General features: G+C 44.3%; 23 protein-coding genes, 2 tRNA genes and 3 pseudogenes. 9 read left to right on the top strand and 19 right to left on the bottom strand.

What is annotated here, in order from left to right; genetic code table 11:
- The first annotated feature begins 8 nt into the window (after positions 1-8).
- The 3 genes and pseudogenes from C3V43_RS11430 to C3V43_RS11420 all read left to right on the top strand — a co-directional run bounded on the left by C3V43_RS11430 (position 9) and on the right by C3V43_RS11420 (position 4239).
- Positions 9-1073 (top strand): DUF4876 domain-containing protein, encoded by a 1065-nt coding sequence (locus tag C3V43_RS11430; RefSeq protein ID WP_106069919.1) that lies wholly within the window; start codon positions 9-11, stop codon positions 1071-1073.
- Between the two features lie 1016 nt (positions 1074-2089).
- A complete protein-coding gene (locus C3V43_RS11425) occupies positions 2090-2443 on the top strand; it encodes a hypothetical protein (RefSeq protein WP_106069918.1) in 354 nt (117 codons plus the stop codon).
- A gap of 224 nt (positions 2444-2667) precedes the next feature.
- A pseudogene (locus tag C3V43_RS11420) lies at positions 2668-4239 on the top strand (glycoside hydrolase family 43 protein).
- A gap of 275 nt (positions 4240-4514) precedes the next feature.
- Here C3V43_RS11420 and C3V43_RS11415 read toward each other — a convergent pair.
- The 5 genes from C3V43_RS11415 to C3V43_RS11395 form a co-directional block, all read right to left on the bottom strand.
- A complete protein-coding gene (locus C3V43_RS11415) occupies positions 4515-5162 on the bottom strand; it encodes a MarC family protein (protein WP_106069917.1) in 648 nt (215 codons plus the stop codon).
- 53 nt (positions 5163-5215) lie between these two features.
- Positions 5216-5914 (bottom strand): YjjG family noncanonical pyrimidine nucleotidase, encoded by a 699-nt coding sequence (locus C3V43_RS11410; protein WP_106070578.1) that lies wholly within the window; start codon positions 5912-5914, stop codon positions 5216-5218.
- A gap of 116 nt (positions 5915-6030) precedes the next feature.
- The gene (locus C3V43_RS11405; protein ID WP_106069916.1) at positions 6031-6891 is read right to left on the bottom strand and encodes a Cbp1 family collagen-binding glycoprotein adhesin; all 861 of its coding nucleotides are present in this window, start codon (positions 6889-6891) and stop codon (positions 6031-6033) included.
- Positions 6892-6926: 35 nt separating this feature from the next.
- Positions 6927-7601 carry a 16S rRNA (cytidine(1402)-2'-O)-methyltransferase gene (gene rsmI, locus C3V43_RS11400; RefSeq protein ID WP_106070577.1) on the bottom strand — a complete coding sequence of 225 codons (675 nt, stop codon included), beginning with the start codon at positions 7599-7601 and terminating at the stop codon, positions 6927-6929.
- Positions 7602-7617: 16 nt separating this feature from the next.
- Positions 7618-8154 (bottom strand): DUF8457 domain-containing protein, encoded by a 537-nt coding sequence (locus tag C3V43_RS11395; RefSeq protein ID WP_106069915.1) that lies wholly within the window; start codon positions 8152-8154, stop codon positions 7618-7620.
- Between the two features lie 177 nt (positions 8155-8331).
- On the opposite strand from C3V43_RS11395, the gene C3V43_RS11390 reads away from it, so the two are divergent.
- From C3V43_RS11390 to C3V43_RS11380, 3 genes are all read left to right on the top strand, one after another.
- Positions 8332-8937 carry a thymidine kinase gene (locus C3V43_RS11390; protein ID WP_106069914.1) on the top strand — a complete coding sequence of 202 codons (606 nt, stop codon included), beginning with the start codon at positions 8332-8334 and terminating at the stop codon, positions 8935-8937.
- Positions 8938-8959: 22 nt separating this feature from the next.
- A complete protein-coding gene (locus tag C3V43_RS11385) occupies positions 8960-10090 on the top strand; it encodes an AI-2E family transporter (RefSeq protein WP_106069913.1) in 1131 nt (376 codons plus the stop codon).
- Between the two features lie 80 nt (positions 10091-10170).
- A tRNA-Lys gene (locus tag C3V43_RS11380) sits at positions 10171-10246 on the top strand.
- A 259-nt stretch (positions 10247-10505) separates the two neighbouring features.
- Here C3V43_RS11380 and C3V43_RS11375 read toward each other — a convergent pair.
- From C3V43_RS11375 to C3V43_RS11325, 11 genes and pseudogenes are all read right to left on the bottom strand, one after another.
- Positions 10506-10757: pseudogene (locus C3V43_RS11375) on the bottom strand (thymidylate synthase); the annotation flags it as partial.
- A gap of 23 nt (positions 10758-10780) precedes the next feature.
- Positions 10781-11608 (bottom strand): DNA adenine methylase, encoded by an 828-nt coding sequence (locus tag C3V43_RS11370; protein WP_106069912.1) that lies wholly within the window; start codon positions 11606-11608, stop codon positions 10781-10783.
- A 65-nt stretch (positions 11609-11673) separates the two neighbouring features.
- Positions 11674-11916 carry a hypothetical protein gene (locus C3V43_RS11365; protein ID WP_106069911.1) on the bottom strand — a complete coding sequence of 81 codons (243 nt, stop codon included), beginning with the start codon at positions 11914-11916 and terminating at the stop codon, positions 11674-11676.
- 332 nt (positions 11917-12248) lie between these two features.
- Positions 12249-13718, bottom strand: coding sequence for a polysaccharide deacetylase family protein (locus C3V43_RS11360; RefSeq protein ID WP_106069910.1), 1470 nt, complete (start codon positions 13716-13718; stop codon positions 12249-12251).
- 80 nt (positions 13719-13798) lie between these two features.
- The gene (locus C3V43_RS11355) at positions 13799-16762 is read right to left on the bottom strand and encodes a polysaccharide deacetylase family protein (protein ID WP_106069909.1); all 2964 of its coding nucleotides are present in this window, start codon (positions 16760-16762) and stop codon (positions 13799-13801) included.
- Positions 16763-16779: 17 nt separating this feature from the next.
- A complete protein-coding gene (locus C3V43_RS11350; protein ID WP_106069908.1) occupies positions 16780-17118 on the bottom strand; it encodes a hypothetical protein in 339 nt (112 codons plus the stop codon).
- A gap of 3 nt (positions 17119-17121) precedes the next feature.
- On the bottom strand, positions 17122-17343 hold the full coding sequence (locus tag C3V43_RS11345) for a hypothetical protein (protein WP_106069907.1): 222 nt from the start codon (positions 17341-17343) through the stop codon (positions 17122-17124).
- A gap of 2 nt (positions 17344-17345) precedes the next feature.
- Entirely contained in the window at positions 17346-17669 is a 324-nt protein-coding gene (locus C3V43_RS11340; protein WP_106069906.1) for a hypothetical protein, read from the bottom strand.
- On the bottom strand, positions 17666-17944 hold the full coding sequence (locus C3V43_RS11335; RefSeq protein WP_106069905.1) for a hypothetical protein: 279 nt from the start codon (positions 17942-17944) through the stop codon (positions 17666-17668). The genes C3V43_RS11340 and C3V43_RS11335 overlap by 4 nt, the downstream gene beginning before the upstream one ends.
- 11 nt (positions 17945-17955) lie before the next feature.
- Positions 17956-19044, bottom strand: coding sequence for a hypothetical protein (locus tag C3V43_RS11330; protein WP_129588756.1), 1089 nt, complete (start codon positions 19042-19044; stop codon positions 17956-17958).
- A gap of 115 nt (positions 19045-19159) precedes the next feature.
- A tRNA-Leu gene (locus C3V43_RS11325) sits at positions 19160-19243 on the bottom strand.
- 158 nt (positions 19244-19401) lie between these two features.
- Here C3V43_RS11325 and C3V43_RS11320 point away from each other — a divergent pair.
- Complete coding sequence (locus C3V43_RS11320) at positions 19402-20487, top strand: mannose-1-phosphate guanylyltransferase (RefSeq protein WP_164996245.1); 1086 nt, start codon at positions 19402-19404, stop codon at positions 20485-20487.
- Positions 20488-20585: 98 nt separating this feature from the next.
- Here C3V43_RS11320 and C3V43_RS11315 read toward each other — a convergent pair whose 3' ends face one another.
- From C3V43_RS11315 to C3V43_RS11305, 3 genes are all read right to left on the bottom strand, one after another.
- Positions 20586-20978, bottom strand: a complete 393-nt coding sequence (locus C3V43_RS11315) for an HIT family protein (RefSeq protein WP_106069903.1) — start codon at positions 20976-20978, stop codon at positions 20586-20588.
- 50 nt (positions 20979-21028) lie between these two features.
- Positions 21029-21493 carry a transcription elongation factor GreA gene (gene greA / locus C3V43_RS11310; RefSeq protein WP_106069902.1) on the bottom strand — a complete coding sequence of 155 codons (465 nt, stop codon included), beginning with the start codon at positions 21491-21493 and terminating at the stop codon, positions 21029-21031.
- Positions 21494-21679: 186 nt separating this feature from the next.
- The gene (locus C3V43_RS11305; protein WP_106070575.1) at positions 21680-22831 is read right to left on the bottom strand and encodes a thioredoxin-like domain-containing protein; all 1152 of its coding nucleotides are present in this window, start codon (positions 22829-22831) and stop codon (positions 21680-21682) included.
- Between the two features lie 312 nt (positions 22832-23143).
- On the opposite strand from C3V43_RS11305, the gene pnp reads away from it, so the two are divergent.
- On the top strand, positions 23144-25333 hold the full coding sequence (pnp, locus tag C3V43_RS11300; RefSeq protein ID WP_106069901.1) for a polyribonucleotide nucleotidyltransferase: 2190 nt from the start codon (positions 23144-23146) through the stop codon (positions 25331-25333).
- 248 nt (positions 25334-25581) lie between these two features.
- A pseudogene (locus tag C3V43_RS11290) lies at positions 25582-25878 on the top strand (transposase); the annotation flags it as partial.
- Positions 25879-25892: the final 14 nt, after the last annotated feature.

Raw genomic sequence — 25892 nt, 5'->3', positions numbered from 1 at the left:
ATAAGACAATGAAAAGCTTTTTGAAAAACGGGCTATTGCTCGCAGTAATTGGTTTATCCGTATTTACAAGTTGCCGCAGAGATGGTGACGAAAACGAACAAACATCTGAAACTAAAATCAATCACCTTCTGATACAAGAGGTGTATTATGGTGGTACTTATTTTACCCGAACTTATGATGGGAAAGAGTACGAGCAAGCGTATGATGAAGACAAGTATATCAAGATCTATAACCCCACATCCAAGACTATCTATTTAGACAATTATGCTTTGGCCGTACATCCATTTGATCCCTGTAACAGAATAGAACTCAAAGATGAATATAACTTCATCAAAACACATTTCGGGGTATCTACCATCGTCCTCTTCGGGGGTAACGGCACTCAACATCCATTAGCTGCAGGAGCCTCTGCTATCATCGCTAAGAAAGCGATTAACCATAGAACCGACAGGGAAAAATACTTAAAAGACAATGAGGAGAATTTAGATAATTACAAAAGATTGGACCAACTTATTGATTTAAGTAAAGCCGACTATCAGTGGGTACCGAAAGAAGAAGTCAGTGGTGTGGACAACAATGTGCGTGAAATGGCTCTGTGGTATTCGCAAGGAGAATGGAAGAAAGATGAAATGAGCAACTTTGACGTATCCAACAAAAGTGTCATAGCCCTGATTAAATTGGGCGATACACCGGAAAATATCAAGAAAACTTTTATAGAAGAATCTGGTTACACGAAAGCAGAAGACATTGCCAAGAGAAAGTACTACAAAAATGTTGCTTACAAGACCGACGGACACCACAGTCACGAAGCCACCCTGATGATTATGCCTTATGAGTGGGTTGAAGATGTAGTGACCATCTGTCCCAACACAGAATTCAAATGGTCAGTGGTAGATATAAAAGTAGACAAAGGACACAAGGGTGTGCAAGAAACGGCGAACGATAAGATTGATAAACACGCAGGAAAGGCCTTAGTAAGACGGTTTGATGGAAATAAATTTGTCGACGACAATAACTCTACCTCCGACTTCGAAGTTGCAGAAGCATCCATATCCTCTAAGAGAAATAAATAAAGACCTGAGTTCGAGATAACAAGGATATAAGCAGGTATTCTATACCTATAAGACTTAGATGTGGATTTCATCAATACAAGACAAACTTATCATTTGCAGATAAAATTTGTCTCTACCCTATATGAAAAACCAAGTTCAGGATGATAATTAAAACAAAGTAAGTTTTTGTATTTTTATCCCGAACTGTGTGGTGGTATGGGGGGAGGTAAAAGACCGAGAACCCTTTAGGCGAATTTGGAAGCATGAATTCCTGTTCTCATCTGTCTCTAATAAGACATTTGGCTGACTGGATTGAAAGAGAAACTAATATGTAATAATGATTACCCTTAAAGACTCGCTTTCCTTAATGAGCCAAGACCCGGAAGCGCCCTTACCGGAAGTACTTCTGAGAGGGGATAGGATAAGTATACGACTGAGGTGCCTTCAGTATACGACTCATCCTGCATCAGTCCTATACTGATGTACCATCGATATAGGACTGAATTTTCCTCCCCCTTTTTTATTACCCTTCAAGAGATACAAATAATACGATTTTTCAAAATAGAAGAATGGCTGTTTATTCTGAACTGGCGTTAAAGAGTTTGTCTTAACTTTCACAGTAAGCACTCCTCTTTCGGAAACACATCTTATACTTCAACGAAATCCCTCCCGGGGCAACCCAAAGTCAAGATGAATTCAGAATGTAGCTTTTGAAAAGTCAACGAAGAGTTTATAGGAAATCAGATATCTACTAAAAATGTGATTAAAAGAATAAAATAATACCTGCTACATATTGTTACATCACATTCTAACTGCATAAATAAGCAAATCGGAACTTTTTCACACCTCTACAATTGACTTAAATCAAGAAATAAGAGTATAAAGCACACTTTCTGTCTCTAATTTTTTATGTTATAAAACATGTTCTTACCTTTGCAGAGGTAAAAAGAAAAACTAAGCGCTTAGACAAGTTTTCAATAGGTATTAGATTTTATAGATTAGTTTTTAGGATTAACAATTTAAAAAAAGTAGGTATTATGAAACGTTTAGGATTAACATTAGTGGCAGCAGTCTGTCTGGCTGCCGGCACATTTGCAGCAGGAAACCAACCTACAACTGCAAAATGGGAAGGTAACATCAACGTAAGCAAGTTGAGCCAGTATCTTAAGCTCGATGCAAATCAGCATGAGGAAGTAGCTAATATATGTGAGTACTTCACAGAGCAAATGGAGCGTGCAACAAGCGCACGGAAAAATCAGGAGAAATTGCTACGCAACGCAGTATACGGCAACCTGAAACTGATGAAGAGAACTTTGAACGAGAAGCAGTATGCCGATTATGCCAAAGTGCTGAACGTCACCTTGCAGAACAAAGGCATCGAAGTGAAGTAAGCATCTCTTCAGGATGCATGGATGCATGCACTAAGAAATTAGGAGAATCTCCATACGACTTGCATGGCAGGAAATTTCAGGATTCAAGTTTTATACTTGGATCCTGTTTTTTTAGTACCATCCGTTTCCTCCGCAGCACTACATTTGGCAAGACGAAAAGATTTATCTATCTTTGGCTGTCGCCCGACAAGGTGATAACTGCATTTACAAACCTTCAACTGATTATGAGAAAGACATTCATGCTCATAGGAATGGTGCTAAGCCTCTCGTGTTTGGCACAAAACACAGAGGGATACCGAAACCCGGTCATCCCGGGCTTCCATCCCGACCCAAGCGTCTGCCGCGTTGGCGAGGACTTCTATTTAGTGAACAGCAGCTTCCAATATTTTCCCGGTGTGCCGTTGTACCATAGTAAAGACCTGGTGCACTGGACTCAGATAGGGCACTGCCTGACACGCGCTTCGCAACTACCACTACACGACGCAAGTGCTTGGGGTGGCATCTACGCTCCCACCATCCGCTACAACAACGGCACGTTCTATATGATTACCACCAACGTGTCCGACTGCGGCAACTTCCTTGTGCACACCACCGACCCGCGCGGAACGTGGTCAGAGCCAGTACGGCTGAAGCAAGGGGGAATAGACCCGTCCCTCTACTTCGAGGAAGACCGATGCTAAATGGTCAGCAATCCGGACAAGGGCATCTGGCTTTGCGAAATCAACCCTAAGACCGGCGAGCAACTCAGCGAAAGCCGCCGCATTTGGAACGGCACCGGCGGACGGCATCCCGAAGCACCGCACATCTACCAAAAAGACGGCTGGTACTATCTGCTTATTGCCGAAGGCGGAACGGAATACGGGCACAAAGTGACCATTGCCCGCAGTAGGCACATCGAAGGTCCGTATGACGGCAATCCCTCCAATCCCATACTGACCCACATCAATATGAATGCGCAGGACAGTCCTATTCAAGGCACCGGACATGCCGATCTTGTGCAGGCTTCCGATGGCTCGTGGTGGCTGGTTTGCCTAGCCTTTCGCCCGCAGACGGGTAGCCATCATCTGACGGGGAGAGAAACCTACCTCGCCCCCGTGCGCTGGAACGAAAATGCCTGGCCGGTGGTGAACGGCAACGGCACCATATCTTTGCAAATGGATGTCCCCACCCTGCCGCAACAGCCCTTAGCGAAGAAGCCTGTACGCACTGACTTCAAAGAAGGAAGAATGGGACACGAATGGGTACACATCCGCAATTACCATCCGGAGAACTACTCCTTTGTTTCAGGTAAACTACGCCTGAAAGCCACTTCTATCAGCCTGAATCATGAGAAGGGAAGTCCCACTTCCATGGGACGCCGCCAAGAGCATATCGGCTTCCGCGCCACCACTTCCGTGGCACTGCAGAAAGCCGAAGCACAAGATGAAGCCGGATTGACGGTATATATGTTTGAACCTGCCCACTACGATCTCTTCGTGAAACAGACATCAGAAGGTGCACAAGCCGTCGTGCTGCGCTATCGCATGGGACTCCTTACGCACATCGAACGGGAAGTTGCGCTTCCCAAAGCCACACAAGTGCAGCTCCGCGTCCACGGAAGCAGTGACCGATACCGGTTTGAATATGCCACCGACGGAAAGAACTTTCATCAGCTGGGAGAGATAGATGCCAAATACATCAGTACGGAGACAGCCGGAGGATTCACCGGGATCATGCTGGGAATGTATGCCGTTTCCGCCACTGCCTCATCCAAAGCATACGCCGAATTTGAATACTTCGACTACGAAGGGGAATAATACGGCCGCTTTTTCAGGAAATATACCCGAACCCATAAAGCCGTCTCGTATAGCCACCACGCAATGACGTGCGGAGTTTCGCTCTTTGACGTGTGGGGGCATGTCTCCTAAGGTGTGGGCATACCTCCTCTGAAGTGTGAGCTTACGAGTCATTAAGTGTGGGGACAGACTTGCTGAAGTGTGGGCATAGACTTGCTGAAGTGTGGGCTTACATTTACTAACATGTGAGCTTACGTTTCACAAGCCACAGTCTCCTTGATTTCCCACAGATGGCATCAGTTACCCGCCGCACTTTTCAAGATTTCCATCAATATAGGTTTTGCTCCACTGACAAAACATTCCACAGCAATGACCATCAGAATAAGTCCCATCAGACGCATCATCACGTTGTTTCCCGTTTCGCCCAACACCGTCACCAAGCGCGTTGAAGCGCGCAATATAAAGAAGGTGAGCAAGTAAATCAAGGCGATAGTACCTATCAAAACCCCTTTCATCTCAAAAGTATAGGCATCCTGCATCAACACAATGGCATTGGCTATGGCACCCGGACCACAAAGCATCGGAATGCCGAGCGGAGTAATGGAAATGTCATCGGCATAGGTTTTTATCTCTTCGTCTTTCAGCTTCATAGGCGTATAACGAGCCTGCAACATATCGAAGCCTATCTTAAAGATGATGACACCCCCCGCTATACGAAAGCCATTGGTAGAGATGCCAAAAAACTTAAAAAGGAATTGGCCGGCGAAAGTAAAGGTCATAATAGTGACAAAAGCCACCAATGTGGCACGCGAAACCACCGAACGACGCTCCTTGTCCGTCATGCCATGGGTCATGGTCAGGAAGACCGGCATTGTGCCAAGGGGATTTGTCAAAGTGAAAAAAGAGGTAAAACAGAGCAAAGCGAAAGGTAAAATAGATTCCATGGCTATATCATTTATGTTAACAAGCGACAAAAATACAATTAAATCTCACTCTTTTACAAAACCTGCATCAAATCTTTCAAACTAAAAATCTCATAAGTGGGACGGAAAGGCAATTCCGTTTTTCCATTCACATTATAAAACACTTGATGCATGCCTACTCCTTTGGCCCCGGCCACATCATTTTCCCAACTATCACCTATCATCAACGAGTCCTTCAACTCGGATTGCGTGGCCGACAAGGCGAAATGAAATATCTCAGGCCACGGCTTCAACACACCGATATCATCAGAAAGAACCACTTTCTTGAAGAAACCATCAATCCCTGACGAACGCATCTTGTGGCATTGAAGTTCTTGAAAGCCATTAGAAAGGATGTACAGATTGTATCTGGCCGACAGATACTCCAGCACTTCGCGCGCATAGGGCATCAGCCCTTTCTTCGTAGGGATAACAGAGAAAAAGTCGTCTGCAAATCTTTGTGCCAAAACAGCATCTCCTGCCCCCACCGCTTCCAAAGGATAAAGAAAACGCTGGCGGTTCAGTTCATCCTTCGTCAACTGCCCATTGCCATATTCCTCCCACAATTCTACATTGCGCTGCTGATAAAGGGTATAGAAATGATGGAAATCGCGAAAAAAGGAATCATATCCGTACTTCCGGTACATTTCCTCAAAAGTATCGTGCGCATTCTGTGAGAATGCCCACAGCGTATCATCCAAATCAAAGAAAAGATTCTTATATCTATATGCCATTATAAAGAGTATAGACGAAAAAAACAGGTTCTTGCGGATTCGCGCAGAAGGACTCTGCCCCCCTTCGATGAATCTGCAAGAATCTGCGTTCAATCAATTATTTCACAAAGGAGCTGTTACTTTACCTGAATAACCAAGTACTTGGATACGCTCCAGAACTCTTTCGGGTTCGTTATCTTCAGTATAAGCTGACCTCTGTCATCTTTGTCCAAAGCAAAACTTCCGGTAGGATGAGTAGTCAGTACCTCTGCACTCTTGGAATATAGTTTGATTTCCTTTGTTGTACGGATATCTACCTGAGTGAAGTAGTCCTTATTGGCATCGCCTTCCTTCAGCACATCGCCCTTATTAAGAATGTTCTGTTCTTTCAACTCTTTCTTGGTGCCAAACACAAACCAACCGGTGTTGAGTGCCTTGTCCTGTTCGGCAACAGTTTTCGCCTTTGCCTCATTCTCGGCAGAAAGCACCTCTTTATCCGCAGTCAGTCCCGTAACGGCTGCATCCAGTTCTTGGATACGGATGTTCTTGGAAGCCAACTCTGCTTGCAGTTCTTCGATACGCTGGGTCTTTGCAGCCAGTTCCAGCGTCAACGACTCAACCGCTTTCTTCAGTTGGGAAGAATTGTTCTTACTGTTCTTAAGCATGGATTGCAACTTGGCGATTTGCTCTTTGTTTTCCTCCATCTGCTTACGGATAAACTCGATATCGGAAGCAATCTGTTGTCTGGCATCCAAAGAGCCTTCAGCCACAGCCCCACGTTGCAAATCGACGCGACTTTCGGCCGCATTGATCTGACGGAATCCCTCCGAAATATCATTAAAAGTACCCATCATCTCATCCAGTTCAGCATTTCGCTGAGTCAGTTCCATCAAAAGAGAATCATTTTCTGCTTTCAACCGATCTTTGTCACCTCCTGAAAGGTTGCCGCACGAAGCCATTACAGCTCCGCATACAATTAAAACTACCAACTTTTTCATACGTCTTTGTTTTACGTTTTGTTTAATGAAGTTATTTAATCGTCTATTCCTGCTACTACTATCACAATTTCACCACGTGGTTCATTAATGGTGAAATGCTCTATCAATTCTGTCAGAGTGCCGCGCACTGTCTCTTCGTGTATCTTGGAGATTTCGCGCGAAACGGATGCCGGGCGTTCGGCACCAAAATATTCGGCCAGCTGCGCCAAGGTCTTCACCAACCTGTACGGCGATTCATAAAAGACCATGGTGCGATGCTCTTCCGCCAATGTCTTCAAGCGCGTCATACGCCCTTTCTTTTGCGGGAGAAAGCCCTCAAAACAGAACCTCTCATTCGGCAATCCCGAAGCGACCAAAGCCGGCACAAAAGCAGTTGCCCCCGGCAAGCATTGCACTTCGATGCCGTTGCGGACACATTCCCGTACAACCAAGAACCCCGGATCGGATATGCCCGGAGTGCCGGCATCCGAAATCAAGGCCACCGTTGCCCCTCCCTTTATTCTTTCTACCACATGCTCAACCGTCTTATGCTCATTGAACTTATGGTGAGACCGCATGGCATTCTTTATCTCAAAATGCTTCAGCAATATCCCGGAAGTACGCGTATCCTCGGCAAGCACCAAGTCGGCCTCCTTCAAAATCCGGATAGCACGAAAAGTCATGTCCTCCAAATTGCCGACCGGCGTAGGCACTACATAAAGTTTTCCCATATCCATCATCAAGTATTCAACTGAAATATTTTTTGAGAAGCTCCATAAAGTCAACAGCCGCTTCATTCTCCTCATCCGGACGCACTTCCGAAGTGAAAATCTCTATGGCCTTATCCAAAGAAGAAGCTTCGTTCAGTCGCACTACAATCGCATTCATCTTTGCGGCATCCCCTCCAAAGAGTTCGCGTACAAAACGAAACGAATCATTCAAGCTGATGGCATGCCGCAGATCTGTGGACGGCTTAATGCGTTCTGCCAAAATAGAAGAAGAGAACATCACAGGCGACTGGGCAGCATCCTGATCGGTAACCTTATCCCCGGCAACCGGCCGTTCCGCATCGGGCAATGCCACAACTGGTGTTTCCACAACGGGCATTTCTTCGGCAGACTTCCGGTCCAACAACCGCTGCAATGCATCCAGGCGCGTCTTCATCTGCCGGATGTTCCGTTTTGCCACTATTCGCAATGCCGGATTTCTTTCAGCAGAAACTGCCTGCAACAAATACTTCAGTTCCTGAACATCAAGTTCTATATCATTCAATAAAGTCTGCATACCCCTTACACTGTACGTGTTAACACCGCAAATGTAAAAATAAATAATGAAATAATATAAGGAAGTAAACAAAAGTATTATTTTTGTGCTTTAGAAAGGGATTTAAGTATATTTTATCCTCCTGAAGAAAAACATTCAGAAAGTTCAAAACAGAATTCGATAATAACACTTGAAAACATGGTAGTATTCTCAGAAGATCACATACAAGAGACCAAACGCAGAGGAAGAATCGAAGTCATTTGCGGGTCGATGTTCTCCGGCAAAACAGAAGAATTGATACGACGCCTCAAACGGGCCAAGTTTGCCAAACAGCGCGTAGAGATTTTCAAACCAGCCATAGACACCCGCTATTCCGAGGCCGACGTTGTGTCTCACGACAGCCATTCCATCTCCTCAACTCCCATAGATTCATCGGCAAGCATCCTATTGTTTACGTCAGAAATAGATGTAGTGGGTATTGATGAAGCCCAGTTTTTCGATGCCGGATTGATTGATGTGTGCAATCAGCTTGCCAACAACGGCATACGTATCATTGTCGCCGGGTTGGACATGGACTTTCGCGGTGTGCCGTTCGGCCCGATGCCGGGATTGTGCGCCATTGCCGACGAAGTGTCCAAGGTGCATGCCATCTGTGTAAAATGCGGACAGTTAGCCTCCTTCTCCCATCGCACAGTGAAAAACGACAAGCAAGTATTGCTCGGCGAGACGGCCGAATACGAACCCTTATGTCGTGAATGCTACCTGAAAGCCATCCAGACAGATCGGCTGGCATCCCACGAGTAAACAAAATCAAAGGCAAAACTTTATGGAGCGTAAAAAGATCACATTCGACAGTTTCATCCGCGGCGTCATACTCGGACTCATCATCATCGGTGTGCTCATGCTCTTCAAACGCTTGAGCGGAGTGCTTTTACCTTTCTTCATTGCTTGGGTCATTGCTTATTTAATTTATCCTCTGGTCACTTTCTTTCAATATAAACTCAAACTGAGAAGCCGGGTCATCTCCATATTCTGTGCACTATCTGTCCTCACAGCCATCGGAACAGCAGCCTTCTTTCTTCTGGTTCCTCCCATGATAGAAGAATTCGGAAGGGTAAAAGATCTATTGATAACTTATTTCTCCAACAACCCCCAGAACGGAAATATCCCCCAAACACTCACCGAGTTTCTACAAGAAAACATAGACATGCAGCTCATAACCCGGCTGTTCAACCAGGAGCACACCTTAGAGACCATCAAAGAAACACTTCCCAGTATTTGGGCAGTAGTATCCGAGACCTTCAACATACTATTCAGCATATTTACCTTCTTCATCATACTATTATATATCGTTTTCATTTTGCTGGATTACGAAAGCATCTCCGAAGGTTGGATACATTTGGTGCCACATAAGTATCGCGGTATTGTTGGCGGCGTGCTGAATGATATTAAGAATGGCATGAACAGATATTTCCGCGGACAAGCCTTTGTGGCTTTATGCGTAGGCATTCTCTGCAGTATCGGCTTTCTGATCATCGACTTCCCTTTAGCCATTGGATTAGGCCTTTTTATAGGGATGTTGAACATGGTTCCTTATCTGCAAGTGATAGGGTTTGTTCCCACCATCATACTTGCCATATTAAAAGCCGCAGACACCGGTAATAATTTCTGGTTGATCCTAGCCTCAGCCATCATCGTACTTGCAGTAGCGCAAGCCATTCAGGACGGTCTCATCGTGCCGCGTGTCATGGGCAGAATCACCGGTCTGAACCCGGCCATCATATTGCTTTCTCTGTCTATTTGGGGTTCGTTAATGGGAATGTTAGGAATGATCATAGCGCTTCCTCTTACCACCCTCATGCTATCCTACTATCAACGTTTCATCATCAATCGAGAAAACATTCACGGCATTAAACCATCTGATAATCAAGAAAAAGAAAAAGAAAGAAAGGATTAAATTTAACTTTTTCTTTTATTTTACTTGTATTTTCGACAAAAGTCTCTATCTTTGCACCCGCTTAACAGCAAATAAGGTTTGATTCGCTAGCTCAGCAGGTAGAGCACAACACTTTTAATGTTGGGGTCCTGGGTTCGAGCCCCAGGCGAATCACCAAAGGCGGTTACTTCGGTAACTGCCTTTTTTGTTGTATATAAACCGCAAATCAATTTGTGCCGCTTAATCAAATCGAAATGTAACAATTTCGATTTCGTTAACACAAATCGATTTGCGGTTTTTTGTTTTGTTTTCGACGCATTAAAACACTCTTTAAACGGTATACAAAAAACATCAGAACATATACTTTTCCCTATCTTTGTATATATTTTGAGGGAAATATGCTGTGTGTTTATGTAAATCTTCTCATCACGCCTATTCAGACGTTCAAATTAAACTTCACATGTTCTTCACCATCAAGCAGTAGCCTTGTGCGATCTAAATTGTTATTATATATGTGTACGTTGCCGAGGAATAGTGTTATGCTCTTAAGCGGCAATTCTATCTGCCTTGCCATAAGATAGAGGTGGTAGATGTCAGCCGGTAACCCAAGGTTCGCATCGCTGCTCCGCTGGTAGGCTGATAGCACTAATTCCCCATCCTCTATCTGGAATTGCACCAAGCTAAGACAAGTAAATGGTGTAGAATGTTGTTTTAAAAATCTGTGTAAAGCATTATATCCGTATAGGTAGCACTGTAATTCATATGTGCATTGAACTCCCGTCGATGGCTGTTTTCAAACGGATCGCCAACGCTTGGGTGTCTGCCCATCCAGTCGCATAATTCAATGATAGAGGACTTGTTCGAGGTGAAGTATATAAAGCGATGTCCGGACAGAACGGTCAACACATCAAGGTAGTCAGATAGTTTCCAATACATGTTGTAGGTCTTGCTATCCGTGCTCAGGTATGGGGGATCAACAAGGAACACCACACCCGGCACATCCTTGTATTGCTCAAACACCTCCTTGTAATCACAGGAGGTGATGGTCAGCCCATCAAGATAGTCGCCGCATGGTGGATAATCCACCCCTTTGATGTTGTTATATAACGTCTCTTTATCCAAGTCTGCATACTCTGTTGCGTACTTCATCGAAAAGAGAATGGACGAGGACAACGTGATATAATCAACATATCCGTGGTCATGCTCATGCTTGCGGATACACGACAGCACACGCTCACGCTGTGCTCCCACAATGGCCTTGTGGCGCGGGACGTCCACTATCCCTCTCAATCCTGCCAACAGGGCATTTGTCTGAGGTAGTGCTTCCAGACGTTTGCGATAGTCGTCAAAGTCATTATATACCACGGTTGAGTTCGGTTTCTGGCACTTGGCGATGTGCGACAGCAGCCCGCTGCCGCCAAATAAGTCCACAAAAGTTGTCCTATCAGGGTATTGTTGGAGTACCTTAATGTATTCCTTGGCAAACATCCGCTTCTGTCCCTGGAAAGGAAGCGGTGCTGAAAGATATTGTTTTTTCATTGTCTCACTGATTTATACGACATAGGTCTCCATATTCAGTGAGGCAAAAGAGTTTTTGTAAGAAATCATACTGCAAGCGTCTTGCAGTCACTTTGGAAGCGTTTGATAAGGTCATACACTTTTCGCTCACTCACAGAATACCTATCAGATAGTACTGCGACAATATAGGACACCTTTCCACCTCGCTCCAGCATTCTTGTATAGTCAGAGTATAAGTCTACATAACGGTAATCTTCAAGCCGTATTCCAGCGTCTTGCAATTTCTTCAGGAGTTCTCGATTAAAGTTTAATATATCTATTACTTTCATGCGACGAAATTTGATTATATTTGCAAAGCCAATCACATATTAAAATAAAAATACGATGAACCGCGACAAGGGTCTTTGCCCCCGGTCGTGCGGCTCATCGCATTTTTTGTTAGTATGTGATTGGCGTCTTTACTAACAGTCCGGGGGCTTTTGATAACCACCCCCGAAATACTTACTTTTTCCCTACATAATTCACTTTCTTCTATCTCTTCATTCTTGTTTGAGCACCTAATGGGAATGGGTACAATTGCACTTGTTGTGAAAGGGTATATATTATAATGTACCACTGATTAGTGGCACATTACTATGTTGATTGAAGCGAGGCTGCATGTTTACTTTATTCTATTCTCAAAAGGTTTTCTCAAGCTATCTTTCAACCGATTTACAAAATATAAAGCATCCTCCTTGGCAGAAGCGCTTCGTTCTTTCTCGTATGCAGAGGTGTATCGTTCTGCTTTGTCCAGAAGGGACTTATTACAATCAATATTGAACATCCAGCTATTATCGCCTTGTTTGGCATACGATAGGCTATACACATTATTTCCTGTGGCTATGTTCGCATTGGGCTGTGGAGAAACTCCTTTTACGATGACCGAGAAATCACGGTGAAACATGAACTCGTTCGGCAAGTCAGATGATGGACAGTAGAACCTTAAAGTTAGGGTGTTGTTGGATATTTCTTTCGTTATTATACAGTTATTACGCAAATAGTTATATTCATAGATTTCATCTAAGGTGGCAAACCAGACGCAATCGTTGCCATCCTTACCGTATTTATTGTTTATCTCAGTAAATAAATCCAGAATGTACTGAAAATTAGCGGGCCCATGACTAAAGTCGTGTAGCCAAGTGTAACTTCCGGAAAGAGCAGCCTTGTCAATCTCCGGCATCAACTGATCAACAGAAGGGGTTGGCTCCGTATATCGGCGATATTGGGCTACATTTCTTAAATCCCAGGAAACATTGAAAGAGATGTGTTCTGCAGGTCCTTCATCTGTTCCATTCTCAACAGCCATCATTACAATATCATTGTAATCACGGGCAGCAGTACAATATTTATTGTCACCATTCGGACGTGCCAAGATTTTCATTTTACGCCCAATGTTCTTTTTGGTTATCTCTTGTATCGCTTTCATACCTGCCAATATACCGGTAACGTCATCACCGTACGTGTCCGTATTAACGTCGTGAAAATAAATATCGCAACCGTAATCAAGCAAAGGAATCACATCTCTCCATACCAAATAAGGATAATATTTGTCCGCCTTTTTATTCGTTGGATTCATGAAGTTATCAATATGAATATTCTTACTATCCGGCCAAACAGATACCCCGAAAGTAAAACGGCGTTCATTACCACAACCATCGGTATAGCCAAGAGTCTTTGCCGGAACTCTTCCGGTTGTATGAGGTTGACCGACATGGAAAAATCCCATATCATCCACCCATTTTTTATTAATCGTACAAAAAGCCTTGCCATAAGCTTGTGCGATATTATCGTCAAAGGTATAGCTATAAGCAAAACTTTTATTAAACTTCAATGGAGGGACAAGTATCTGGATGTCATTTATATCAATAGTGCCAGACAACGGAATCTTGACATATACCTCATTCCAGTCAAATACCGCAGGGACACTTAAGTCGGGGAGTTTCTCAATGTCCTTATCGGGAACAGTAGGATTCGGCTTTGGTTCTACTTTTGGATCCGTTTTTTCACCTTTATATACATCTTTCATGCAGCCACTTAATGTGGTGCAGGCAATAAGAAAGAATAAACCTGATAAAATATTAGAAATTTTCATATAGCTATTTTTTTTATTGCAACAAAGTTATAATTCTACATGTTAAAAAACAAACACAGATAAAAAAAATCAAGCATGATTTAATCTATCCTTTCAAATTCAACTACGTTAACCACCGCAGTTATCCAAGATGGTGTTTTGCGACCAATTTTAATAGTTATCCACCCATTTTCAGGCGTAACATCAGCCCATTCCATTGTATACTCTGTATTTCCAATGACAGGAGATACAGGGCTTAGACTTACCCCATTGATATCATATATAATATTGGAATAGTTATTTGCTGACCCAAACTTTGTGCTTGCAAAAACCTTTATCTTGTAGCGATGATTACCCTCTACCTTAATATTTAAGCCTCCAAAATCTGAAACATTGTTACTATGATGGGCTCCGGACACGCGATACACATCATATGGATAAATACAGCTTACATATTCCTCCGGATTATAATTTACACTTAAAGATAGATCGAGTGGTGTTTTGTCAGGAAAATCGCTCCGCACAATATCTGCACCTACAACAGATAACTCAGAATTAACTCCCTCTGCATCTTTCAATGTCGTTATCCTATTGGTGTAAGGGACATAAGCATTATATCCGAGTGTTGAGCATTTATCATTGATAGATAGCCTTATGACTCCACTGCTTGAGATATCCTGTACAGATAGTGTTATAACGCTTGACTTGACAGCTGATTCCCTTGTCGAGTCTTTTATCTTGCAATACACCGTTTTTTCGCCATTACCACTTGATAAAGCGAACAGAACGGAAGTACCGCTATAAGCCATCCAAGATGCACCGTTGAATGAAGGGGATTCCGACAACATATAATGTGTAGGAGTGCCAACGACAGACATACCGACCGTCACGTTTCGCACAGTCGCACTTCCTGCCCCGCCATTGATACTGATAGAATTTAGAACAAGAGTTTCAGCGATAGCCTCTTCAAAAGAGATTGAAGAGGAAACAATTGCGCTCTCACCGTGGTTGTTCTTTATCTTTACATAAATGGTCTTAGTACCGTATCCTTCGCCCAAGACGAACGGAATCATAGTGTCAGCTCCTGGCAACCATTCTGTATTTCCCATATTGGGAGTTTCCGATATCTTATAATGAGTAATTACCCCCGTCCTTACCAATGTAACAGAAACCTGCCGCAAATTAGTAACAGATGCTCCGCCATTAATTCGGATTGAGGTCAGCACCGGTGCTGTGTCTATTGATGTAATCCGGTTATTAAATTGTGTTTTCAAATCCTCCCTTAGCTGAGAGATAAAGTAGAGAGCATCGTTACGGGTCTCCTCATCTTGACTCTCAAGATATATGTTGGAATACTTATCAGCCATATCATATACTCTCTTTTCAAGATTAATGTTAATCGAGAACTTATTATTTATATTCCCGAATGCGAAACCGTAAGCATTGCCTTTAGTCAATTCAGCCGACAACGAATTGTTATAATTACCATTCAGTTGTAAGGTAAACTCCTTATGCCGGAAAAACCTTTCCTTAGGGATCAATACGGAATACTTGACCCTATCCGGCAAGACTTCTTTTCTTATCTTCGCATATCGACGAACAAACCAATATTCATACACCTCGTCTAACGTGGCAAACCATATGGTATCATCCCCATCCTTACCAAATGTGTCATTAAGCTTCACATACAAGTCTTTAATGTATTGATGCTCTGACGGTCCGTGTGAAAAATCATGATACCATTGATATAGTCCAGAGGTCGCTTTTGCGGAAATGTCCGTCATCAATAAATTTGCATCAGGTGTGGATTCGACATACCTGCGAAACTGAACTTTATTCCTTAAGTCAAGATCCTGGGCGAAGCCGATGTTTTGCAACAACCCGAGAGGATTAGCCCCTTGTGCGCACATGAACGATATATCTTCATACCTCTCTCCGGCAAGAAGATAATCATGATTGCCATTAGGTTCTGCTATTACTTTCATTCCGTGACCGGGAAGTTGAGAAAGAGTTATTGCTTGACTTTTTTTCAAGCCTTTCAAAATACCGTCTACAGTATTATCCCCATTCGTATCAACATCATGAAAGTAAATCTCATGCCCAAACTCCAGCATCGGACGAATGTCATTCCATACAAGGTACGGATAATATTTATTGGCGCTATGCGTGGTTGGATTCATGATGTCATCTATATTCTGATTACGCGAATCTGGCCATATCGCTACTCCAAGAGTAAATCTGCGTTCTATCCCGAGCCCATCGGTATATCCTAAGGTTTTTGACGGATATCCCCCTGTTCCCTTGGGCATCCCTGCATGGTAATTTTTCTCATCATCCTGCCACTTTTTGTTAATAAAAAGGTGTCCACGGCTATAAGCCAATATCGTGTCATCATCGAATGTGTAACTATAGGCAAACCTCTTATCGTATTTAAGAATAGGCATGCTGAGCTGCGCATTAGCAGCAGACTCAGAAGACAATCCTTTGATGTCAAACTCTACCACCTCATATTCCATCTTTACATACTGTAGGGATAGCACTCCATAACAAGATATGTTTGTCGTGCGCTCACATCTCACGACAATTCGCGTATTGTAATCCAAGTCTACAAATGCTTTCTCCACACTGTGCATGCCGGGATAAAAGCTATTTCCATCGATCGTAGTAAGGCCGCTCACGGCAAGATAAGTGTTCTTCCCGAGTGGGGTATCCGCGATTTTGTATTCTTTGGTAGCACCTTCCGATGTTGGTAAATCTTCAAGTTTAAAAGCACACTCATATAGGTTTAGTTCAGTTCCAGCAATACGATAAGTTCCACATATTCTTTCCGTATCTTGTATAACTCGTGAGCCGGACCGTATAAGATTAACTATACTGGATATGTCGGACACCTGAGAAGATAACAAGTTAAGAGTGCTCTTGTCTGCATCAGTATAGTCGTTGGAAGAGAGAATTTTCCCGCCAACCCTATCAATCTTGTTGTTGATCTCATCAACAATCTGGTTAAATTCGTTTGCAGATAAAGTATCACCACTATTTTTCCGAGGAATGTTAAGCTTTGCCATAATGTTTAATATTAAATTCAACTTAGTTTAAAAGGGAGATGATAAGGGAAACCGGATGAGACTGATGGAATTTCACCTTGAATGATGGATATCGGGATAAAGACCCATTTATCCGACCTAAGGTCAAATACCGGAACCAACATGTTATCCTCATCTATACTCCCAGCGAATGGCGTTGGAGTAACAGCCGTCCATGCGCCAGTTCCTTTTGTGGGAATAGAACCGACAGGTATATTTGTTGCATCGTCAATACTAAGCGTCATTACCGTAAGTTCGTTTATCTTGTCAACCAGCAGGTTCAGCTCCTCGGCCTTGAGGACATTGCCTTTCTCGAATTTCTTGTTAAGTTTTTCCATAATCTATCCCAAGATGTCGTTATTATCCAAGCGGCTGCGGTCAAGCACGAAGTCCGCTATATCTATCACCTTGCCGCCACATGCGGCGAGGGCGTGCATGATCAGGCTGGTCTCAAGCATGGCCGTATCGGCCATGTCGCTATCGAGGCGGCTGATGACGGCCTGTACGGCATTGCCGGCATCGTCGATGCGGCGGGTGCTTAAGACGAACCTGATGTAGCCCATGGTTACTTACTCTTTATATACTTCACCCATGTGAACGGTTCGCGCCTCTCTAAATAGGAGAGGTCTGTCTGATTGGCATAGGCCTCACGCTCGAAGCCGATGTTGCGGTAGGCATTACCCGGAAGCGCAATACGGACCAGCCACTCGATGAAGTACCATACGTAGAACATCGCATAGCCCGTCTCACGCATCTGTACGGAGTGTATGCGCTCGTGGTTGATGACCGTTCCGGTCACTTCGGCAGCCCCTCTGACGAACAGGATGCCGAACAGGTTGATTGCCCGGAAGCCCCTGAAGGGGATGATGTTGTTCCTTACTATCTTCATGGCCTGTTATTTAACTGATTGATGATCTCGCGCTTCACGGCGGCGATAAGCCGGGAGTTCTTCACGACAAGCTCCAACGCCTTACGGTAGCGGTCGGGGATATCCACTTCGCCCGTGGAATAGTAGATTTCCCTGGCCAAGTCCTCGAAGCCGATGTCCAGCAGGATGCTGCCGTTGTACATCATCTCGTTGCCGACGGCCTCCGTGACGTCAAAGGTCTGCCTTGATCCGTCGAAGGAGGTCTGCGCCTCCAGTTGTTTAAAGTTGATTTTCATGTGCCTGATATTTAATTGTAAACATTTCCGACCTGTCCGTTCTGCAAAAAAGTCATCGATGAAGAAGTCAGCAACAACGACCTTCCAATCCCGGCAGGAGAGTTCAGCCGGATTTGTCCCGGGTCTATAATCGTTGTTCCATTCATGTAGGCTTCCCCGTTCTCATAGACATAATCACACATCCATATACGCGGAGAGGTAACCCACCCTCCCTGCTCTTCATGCTCCTCGAAGCTGATCTCGCAGACCTTGTCATTCTCGACATTGTACATCACGATTCTGTTCGATGACGGGTCAATCTCTATGCGCTGTCCGTTCAGGGCGGTCGTAAGCTTGTTAGTCAGCACCTTGTCGGCGAGGAGCATATCCGCGTCAATGAGGCTTGTCTTGATGCGGCCTCCCTCTATTATCGTGGAGGCATCGACTTTCCCGTCAAGGTTGTCCTTCAAATCCGCCGCGAGCATGGATATCGTAACAGCCCCGTTCAGGTCTATCGAATCGGCATCTATTTTCGCCTTGCCCGTCCATGTGCCGTCCCCGTTGTCCACAAAGAAAAGGCTCAGCTCACTTTTCTTTGTATAGCCATCGGCAGCCGCCTTCTCCGCGAACATGGTTGCAAAGTCTGCGGATGTCACGATGCCGGTCTCCGAGGTCAGGATAGGATAGCCGTTCTGGTCTTTTTCCACTTTTGAGGAAAACAACGCCCCGAAGTCCGATTTAGTGACCAATCCCGAATAAAGCTCCTTATATGTTCCGTCCGCATTCTTATATCGACCCTCCGCCATCAGGGCTATCTGTTCCCGGGTCTGCTCGATCACCGTTCCCTGCGCTTCAAGCTGACCGAGGATGCCCGTCACTTGGCCGTTCAGCCCATTGGCCGCATTGACTCCTATCATCGCCTGTCGGTAGGCTTCCTCCGCGTCATTGATGCCCTTGTTCGCCAAGCGTTGCGCCTCTAAGATCGCCGCATTGGCATCCTGCTGGTCGTTGACCGCCTGCACGATCTTGTTGCCGAGGTTACGGATGACGGCGGCAGTCACCGATGAGGACGGTGTCCAATGGTTGATGGAGAATGGCTGGCCGGCTTTCTTCGCCACCATGCAGCGAAGCTGGTCGTTCTCGTAGTTTCTTTTTTTAAAATAATGAAAACCAAAAAGCCACAAGGAGGTAAAAAAAAGAAAAGCGGATAGAGCTTCTCAACTCTCTCCGCTTCAGTACCCAGACCCGGGGTCGAACCGGGATGGAAGTGAATCCACTGGTGTTTGAGACCAGCGCGTCTACCGATTCCGCCATCTGGGCATACATCATTTCTGAAATGCGCTGCAAAGATACGGCTTTTTTCTAAACCTGCAATACTTTCCATGAAAAAAGACAAAGAAAATGAGAAAAAACAAACGAATCATTCTTCCTTTGTAAAATATACAGTACATTAGCGGAAATTTAAAATAACAAATAATATGATAACCAATAAGGACAACTTCTGCGTCATCATGGGTGGAGGAATCGGCAGCCGTTTCTGGCCATTCAGCCGTAAAACAATGCCTAAACAGTTCCTGGATTTCTTTGGCACAGGACGTTCATTGTTGCAACAAACTTTCGACCGGTTCAAACAAGTAATTCCTGTAGAGAACATACTTATCGTAACAAATGATTTGTATGCCGACCTTGTAAAAGAGCAACTCCCGGAACTCAAACCTGAGCAAATATTACTGGAGCCAACACGCAGAAATACCGCTCCCTGCATCGCATGGGCCTCTTATCATATCCGCGCCTTGAACCCGAATGCCAATATAGTGGTCGCCCCCTCGGATCATCTCATCTTAAAAGAAGGAGAGTTCTTAACAGCCATTGAGAATGGCCTGGGATTTGTTTCAGAATCGGACAAGCTATTGACACTCGGCATCAAACCCAATCGCCCCGAAACCGGATATGGCTACATACAGATAGACGAACCGGCAGGTAACAATTTCTATAAAGTGAAAACCTTTACGGAAAAACCGGAACTGGAATTAGCAAAAGTTTTTGTAGAAAGCGGTGAATTCTATTGGAATTCAGGACTGTTCATGTGGAACGTAAATTCCATCATCAAAGCAGGTGAAACATTGTTGCCGGAATTGGCCGCAAAGCTGGCTCCCGGTAAAGATGTTTACGGCACCCCTCTGGAAAAGCAGTTCATCGACGAAAACTTCCCGACTTGCCCCAATATTTCCATTGACTTCGGAGTTATGGAAAAAGCCGACAATGTTTATGTCTCGTTAGGTGATTTCGGATGGTCCGATTTGGGTACTTGGGGATCATTATACGACTTATCCCCGAAAGATGAAACCGGGAACGTCTCTTTAAAATGTCAGTCCTTATTTTATAACAGTAAGGACAATATCGTAGCATTGCCCAACAATAAGTTAGCAGTGATCGAAGGGCTTGAGGGGTATCTCATTGCCGAATCGGACAATGTGTTGCTGATTTGCAAAAAAGACGAAGAACACGCCATCCGCAAATACGTGAATGACGCACAGATCAAGATGGGAGAAGATTATACTTAAGCTCTTATTAAAAACATACCGAACAAAATAAAAGATGCGGAAGCCGGACAATGATTGCGTCCGGTTTCCGCTTTTTTATTTAGGGAGGAAATTAATTATCAGAGTGCTGCACGTATAGCCTCTGCCACTGCGATAAACTCTTCATTTGTCAGTTTCAACTTAGGATTGGAGAAAAGCATATCCTTCTCATTTTGCATCGGTATCAAGTGTATGTGCGCATGGGGCACTTCAAGACCCAACACCGCTTCACCCACTTTTTTGCACGGAAAAGCTTTGCCAATGGCCAATGCCATTTTCTTGGCAAAAACATGCATCGCCGCCAGATCTTCGTCGGACAAATCGAAGATATAATCCACTTCTTGTTTGGGAACAACCAAAGTGTGCCCTTTCACCAACGGGTTGATGTCAAGAAAAGCAAAGAACCGTTCATCCTCCGCTATCTTGTAGCAAGGAATTTCACCTGCGATAATTCTGCTGAATATTGTTGCCATAACTGTAATGTATAAAATAAGGCAAGCCCGCACACAGACCTGCCTTTCTATTAAAATGAGATGTTTACTACTTCCAAATTAATCATGCCCTGCGGCACCTTGATTTCAGCCACATCACCTACCTTCTTACCAAGCAAACCTTGTGCAATCGGCGTGTTCACAGAAATTTTCCCTTCCTTCAGGTTGGCCTCGCTTTCCGAAACGATAGTATAAACCATTTTCATCCCGTTCTTCACGTTCTTCAGCTCCACCTTGTTGAGAATCTGTACCGAATCCGTCTTCAGTTTCGATTCGTCGATAATTTTGGCATCGGCAATCACAGCCTTCAACTTATTGATTTTCATTTCAAGCATTCCCTGAGCTTCTTTTGCGGCATCATATTCCGCATTCTCGGACAAGTCTCCCTTGTCACGGGCCTCAGCGATAGCAGCTACTATTTTCGGGCGTTCCACCGCCTCCAAATGTTTCAAGTCGGCAAGCAATTTATTGTAGCCTTCTTCTGACATGTAAGCCATACGTTTTCCTCCTTAAATATTTTAGTTTTTAATGGTACTATAAACAAAAAAGAATTCCAACATGGTCAGCATGCTGGAACCCTCTTCCTAAATTTCTCGGCAAAGATAGTCTTTTAATCAATGCGTGTCAAGCAAAAAAGACTGTTTTGCAACATATTAAAAAGCAAGCCACTGACTTATACCATTTTACAGCAAAGCTTTTACAGCTGCTTCCAAGTCTTTCACCGTCTCTCCACGGGCGCTCAATTCATTGTTTTTATTCACAAGAAAGACAGAGGGAAGATTTTGAACGTTATACGTAGCAGCCACCGTAGAGTAGATGCCATTGACATCGCGCACACAAATCCAAGGCAGATTGTCGGCCGTTGTTTTCCAATAATGCTCGTCGGCATCCAAAGAAACCTGATAAATCTCCAATCCCTGAGATGCATACTTATCATACAGGTTGCGCAGCATATAATTATGCGTAGCAGAAACAGCGCTTTGATAAACCGTAAAATCCAGAATCACAGCTTTTCCTTTCAGCTCGCTCAGTTTGCGCACATTGCCTTTCATGTCACGCAGACTGATATCGATGAGCCCGGTTTCGGAGATATTCTCCTCGGATATTTCCATGACTTTCTGCTTAGGGGTACGTGTGTTCTTCATCCCCTTTATCACAATGTTATAAAGATTTTTGGAACGGTCGGCCTCCGGATAAAAATTATTCAGGCTGGTTGCCACGGCCGCAAAGCATTTGATGTCATCCTTGCTATTCAAGGGATCGAATATCAGATAATCATTCAACTTCTGAAACAAGGCAAAGTAGGCAGCGGCCGTATTGGGAGCAGCGAAGATATAATTCAACTTCACTTTATCCTTATAATCTTTCAACAAAGCCGCAAGACTGTCTTCAAAGACATCGGCATCCATCTTCCGGGCTTGCACGGATTGAAACAAGCTGTTCACGTCGTTCTGAAGCTTCATCTGCTTCAACGTCAAATCTTTTATCTTGGAGCTATTGGGTGAGCCTTCTACCGTATAAGCTGTGGCAAAATCGGCAAAGGGAGCTTTCACCGACACTATCTCTGTAGAGTCGACCGAAAAATTAATAACTTTATCTTCCACCCTCAAACGATAAAATTCCGGAGACGCCGGACGCGCTTGTTTGAAAGAAAAAGAGCCATCGCCTTTCAGCTTCACCGAATCCAAAGGTACAATACCCTCCAAAGCCGAAGCTTCCAGATACAGCATTTTCCCATCGGCACCGGTGACCTCACCTTCCACTTTGAATTTCGAATCGGAATTACATGCACTCATCGCAACAGCAACAAGTGTCATAAAAAAAATTTTCTTCATATCATTATTAGTTTTACTATCCTTCATACTTCCATTTATTTTCCGCATCTCAACCATATCCGAAAGGCATCTACTCCGTACCAGCTCCATATCTATAAGAACGGGGCAGATACGGAGTTGGTACGGAGCAAATGTGCCTGCAAATATACTTCTTTTAAGATTCAGTCAAAGCATTTCCCTTGTTCTTACATGCAGATATTTGCAAAAAAGCAGTTAAATACAAACTTTTTATCTCATTCCCACCATCTTACAAGAATAAAATATGTATCTTTGCGCGAATTTTGAAAGAAAATTAGATATAAAACATTTTTTATGATTAACCCAATTGTTAAGACAATCGAGCTTCCAGATGGCAGAACCATCACGCTCGAAACGGGAAAGCTGGCAAAACAGGCAGACGGTTCTGTAATGCTTCGCATGGGCAACACCATGCTTTTAGCTACTGTTTGTGCCGCCAAGGACGCAGTTCCCGGAACAGATTTCATGCCGCTACAGGTAGAGTACAAAGAAAAATTCTCGGCATTCGGCCGTTTCCCCGGCGGTTTCACCAAACGTGAGGGCCGCGCCTCTGACTACGAGATCCTCACTTGCCGACTCGTTGACCGTGCTCTCCGCCCCTTATTCCCTGACAATTTTCATGCAGAGGTATATGTAAACATTATCCTCTTCTCGGCCGACGGCGTAGACATGCCGGATGCTTTGGCCGGCCTTGCAGCCTCTGCCGCACTTGCTGTTTCAGATATTCCTTTCAACGGACCGATTTCCGAAGTACGTGTAGCACGTATTGACGGACAGTTCGTTATCAACCCCACTTTCGAACAACTGGAAAAAGCCGACATGGATCTGATGGTGGGTGCCACATACGAAAACATCATGATGGTGGAAGGCGAAATGAACGAGGTTTCCGAGCAAGATTTGCTGGAAGCCATGAAAGCCGCACACGAAGCTATCAAGATACAATGTAAAGCTCAGATGGAGCTGGCAGAAGAAGTAGGTTCTACCGTAAAACGTGAATACTGCCACGAAGTGAACGATGAAGAGCTTCGCAAGGCTGTTCACGATGCTTGCTACGAAAAGGCTTATGCCGTTGCAGCATCGGGCAATAACAATAAGCACGAACGCATCAATGCTTTTGAGACTATCTGCGAAGAGTTCAAAGCCCAATTCTCGGAAGAAGAGCTGGAGGAAAAGGGCGCGCTGATAGACCGTTATTATCACGATGTGGAAAAAGAAGCCATGCGCCGTTCCATTCTGGACGAAGGCAAGCGTCTTGACGGACGTAAGACTACCGAAATACGCCCCATCTGGTGCGAAACCGATTATTTGCCGGGTCCTCACGGTTCGGCAATCTTCACACGCGGAGAGACCCAATCTTTGTCTACCGTTACTTTAGGAACGAAACTGGACGAGAAGATCATCGACGACGTATTGGAACATGGCAAAGAGCGCTTCTTGCTTCACTATAACTTCCCGCCGTTCTCTACGGGCGAAGCGAAAGCACAGCGTGGTGTGGGTCGTCGCGAAATCGGCCACGGACACTTGGCATGGCGTGCGTTGAAAGGTCAAATCCCTGCAGACTATCCTTATGTAGTGCGCATCGTATCGGATATCCTCGAATCAAACGGTTCTTCTTCGATGGCTACCGTATGTGCCGGAACACTTGCATTGATGGATGCCGGTGTAAAAATCAAGAAGCCGGTATCGGGCATCGCAATGGGACTGATCAAGAATCCGGGCGAAGAAAAATATGCCGTATTGTCCGATATCCTCGGCGACGAAGACCACTTGGGCGATATGGACTTCAAGGTGACGGGAACCAAAGACGGTATCACTGCCACTCAAATGGACATCAAGTGCGACGGACTGACGTATGACATTTTGGAGAAAGCCCTGTTGCAAGCCAAAGAGGGCCGCGAATTTATCCTCGGAAAAATCACCGAGTGCATCGCCGAGCCTCGCACAGACCTGAAACCTCATGCGCCGCGTATCGAAACAATGACCATTCCTAAAGAATTCATCGGTGCCGTCATCGGTCCGGGTGGAAAAATCATCCAAGGCATGCAGGAAGAAACCGGAGCTACCATCACGATTGAGGAAGTGGATAACGTGGGCAAAATTGAAATTGCCGGAACAAACAAGAAAAGCATCGACGACGCCATGCGTCTTATCAAAAGCATCGTAGCCGTACCCGAAATAGGCGAAATCTACAAAGGTAAAGTGCGCAGCGTTATGCCTTACGGTGCATTCGTAGAGTTCTTGCCGGGAAAAGACGGCCTGCTCCACATCTCCGAGATAGACTGGAAACGTTTGGAAACAGTAGAGGAAGCCGGAATCAAGGAAGGTGACGAGTTGGAAGTAAAACTGCTGGAAATCGATCCGAAAACCGGTAAGTTCAAACTGTCCCGCAAAGTTTTGTTGCCGAAACCGGAAGGTTATGTTGAACGCTCCGAAAGAAACGGCGAACGCCGCGAACGTCGTGACAGAGGTAACAGAAACGAGTGATTTTTTACCACACAATCTAAAGGGCTTTGATATGAACCCCGAAAGTTTTTTGTTAACTTTCGGGGTTTTATCATGTCTACGCAAAAAAGAAAACCAAAATCTGTGCATGATTTACTATCTTATATGTATATGTTAGAAGATGGACTATCCTTTTGTCATATCCACAAGAACTATGGAATAAATGAAGAGCGACTAAAGGTTTTATGGTTACGCTATCAGAAAGAAGGGATATCAGGATTGCAAAAACAGCAGATCAAGGATGGCATTACCAGCATACGCAATACCAAAAGATGCTAAAGAATAATGGTGTTATACAAAGTATGTCTCGCAAAGGTAACTGCATAGACTACTCTATGATGGAGAACTTCTTCGAGCTGATGAAGAATGAATTGTTGTACGTAAACCACTTCGAAAGCCTTGACAGCTTTGAGACTGAATTCAAGAAATATATAATGTGGTATAATACGAAAAGAATAAAACTTAGATTAAAAGGAATGAGCCCAGCACAATACCGAGCTCACTACTATAGAGAATTTAATAATTAACGCTTAATTTAACG

It is taken from the genome of Prevotella heparinolytica, assembly GCF_002998535.1.
Lineage (GTDB): Bacteria > Bacteroidota > Bacteroidia > Bacteroidales > Bacteroidaceae > Bacteroides > Bacteroides heparinolyticus.
Note: the sequence above shows the minus strand (reverse complement) of the source record. Positions and strands in the feature narration are given on the sequence as shown.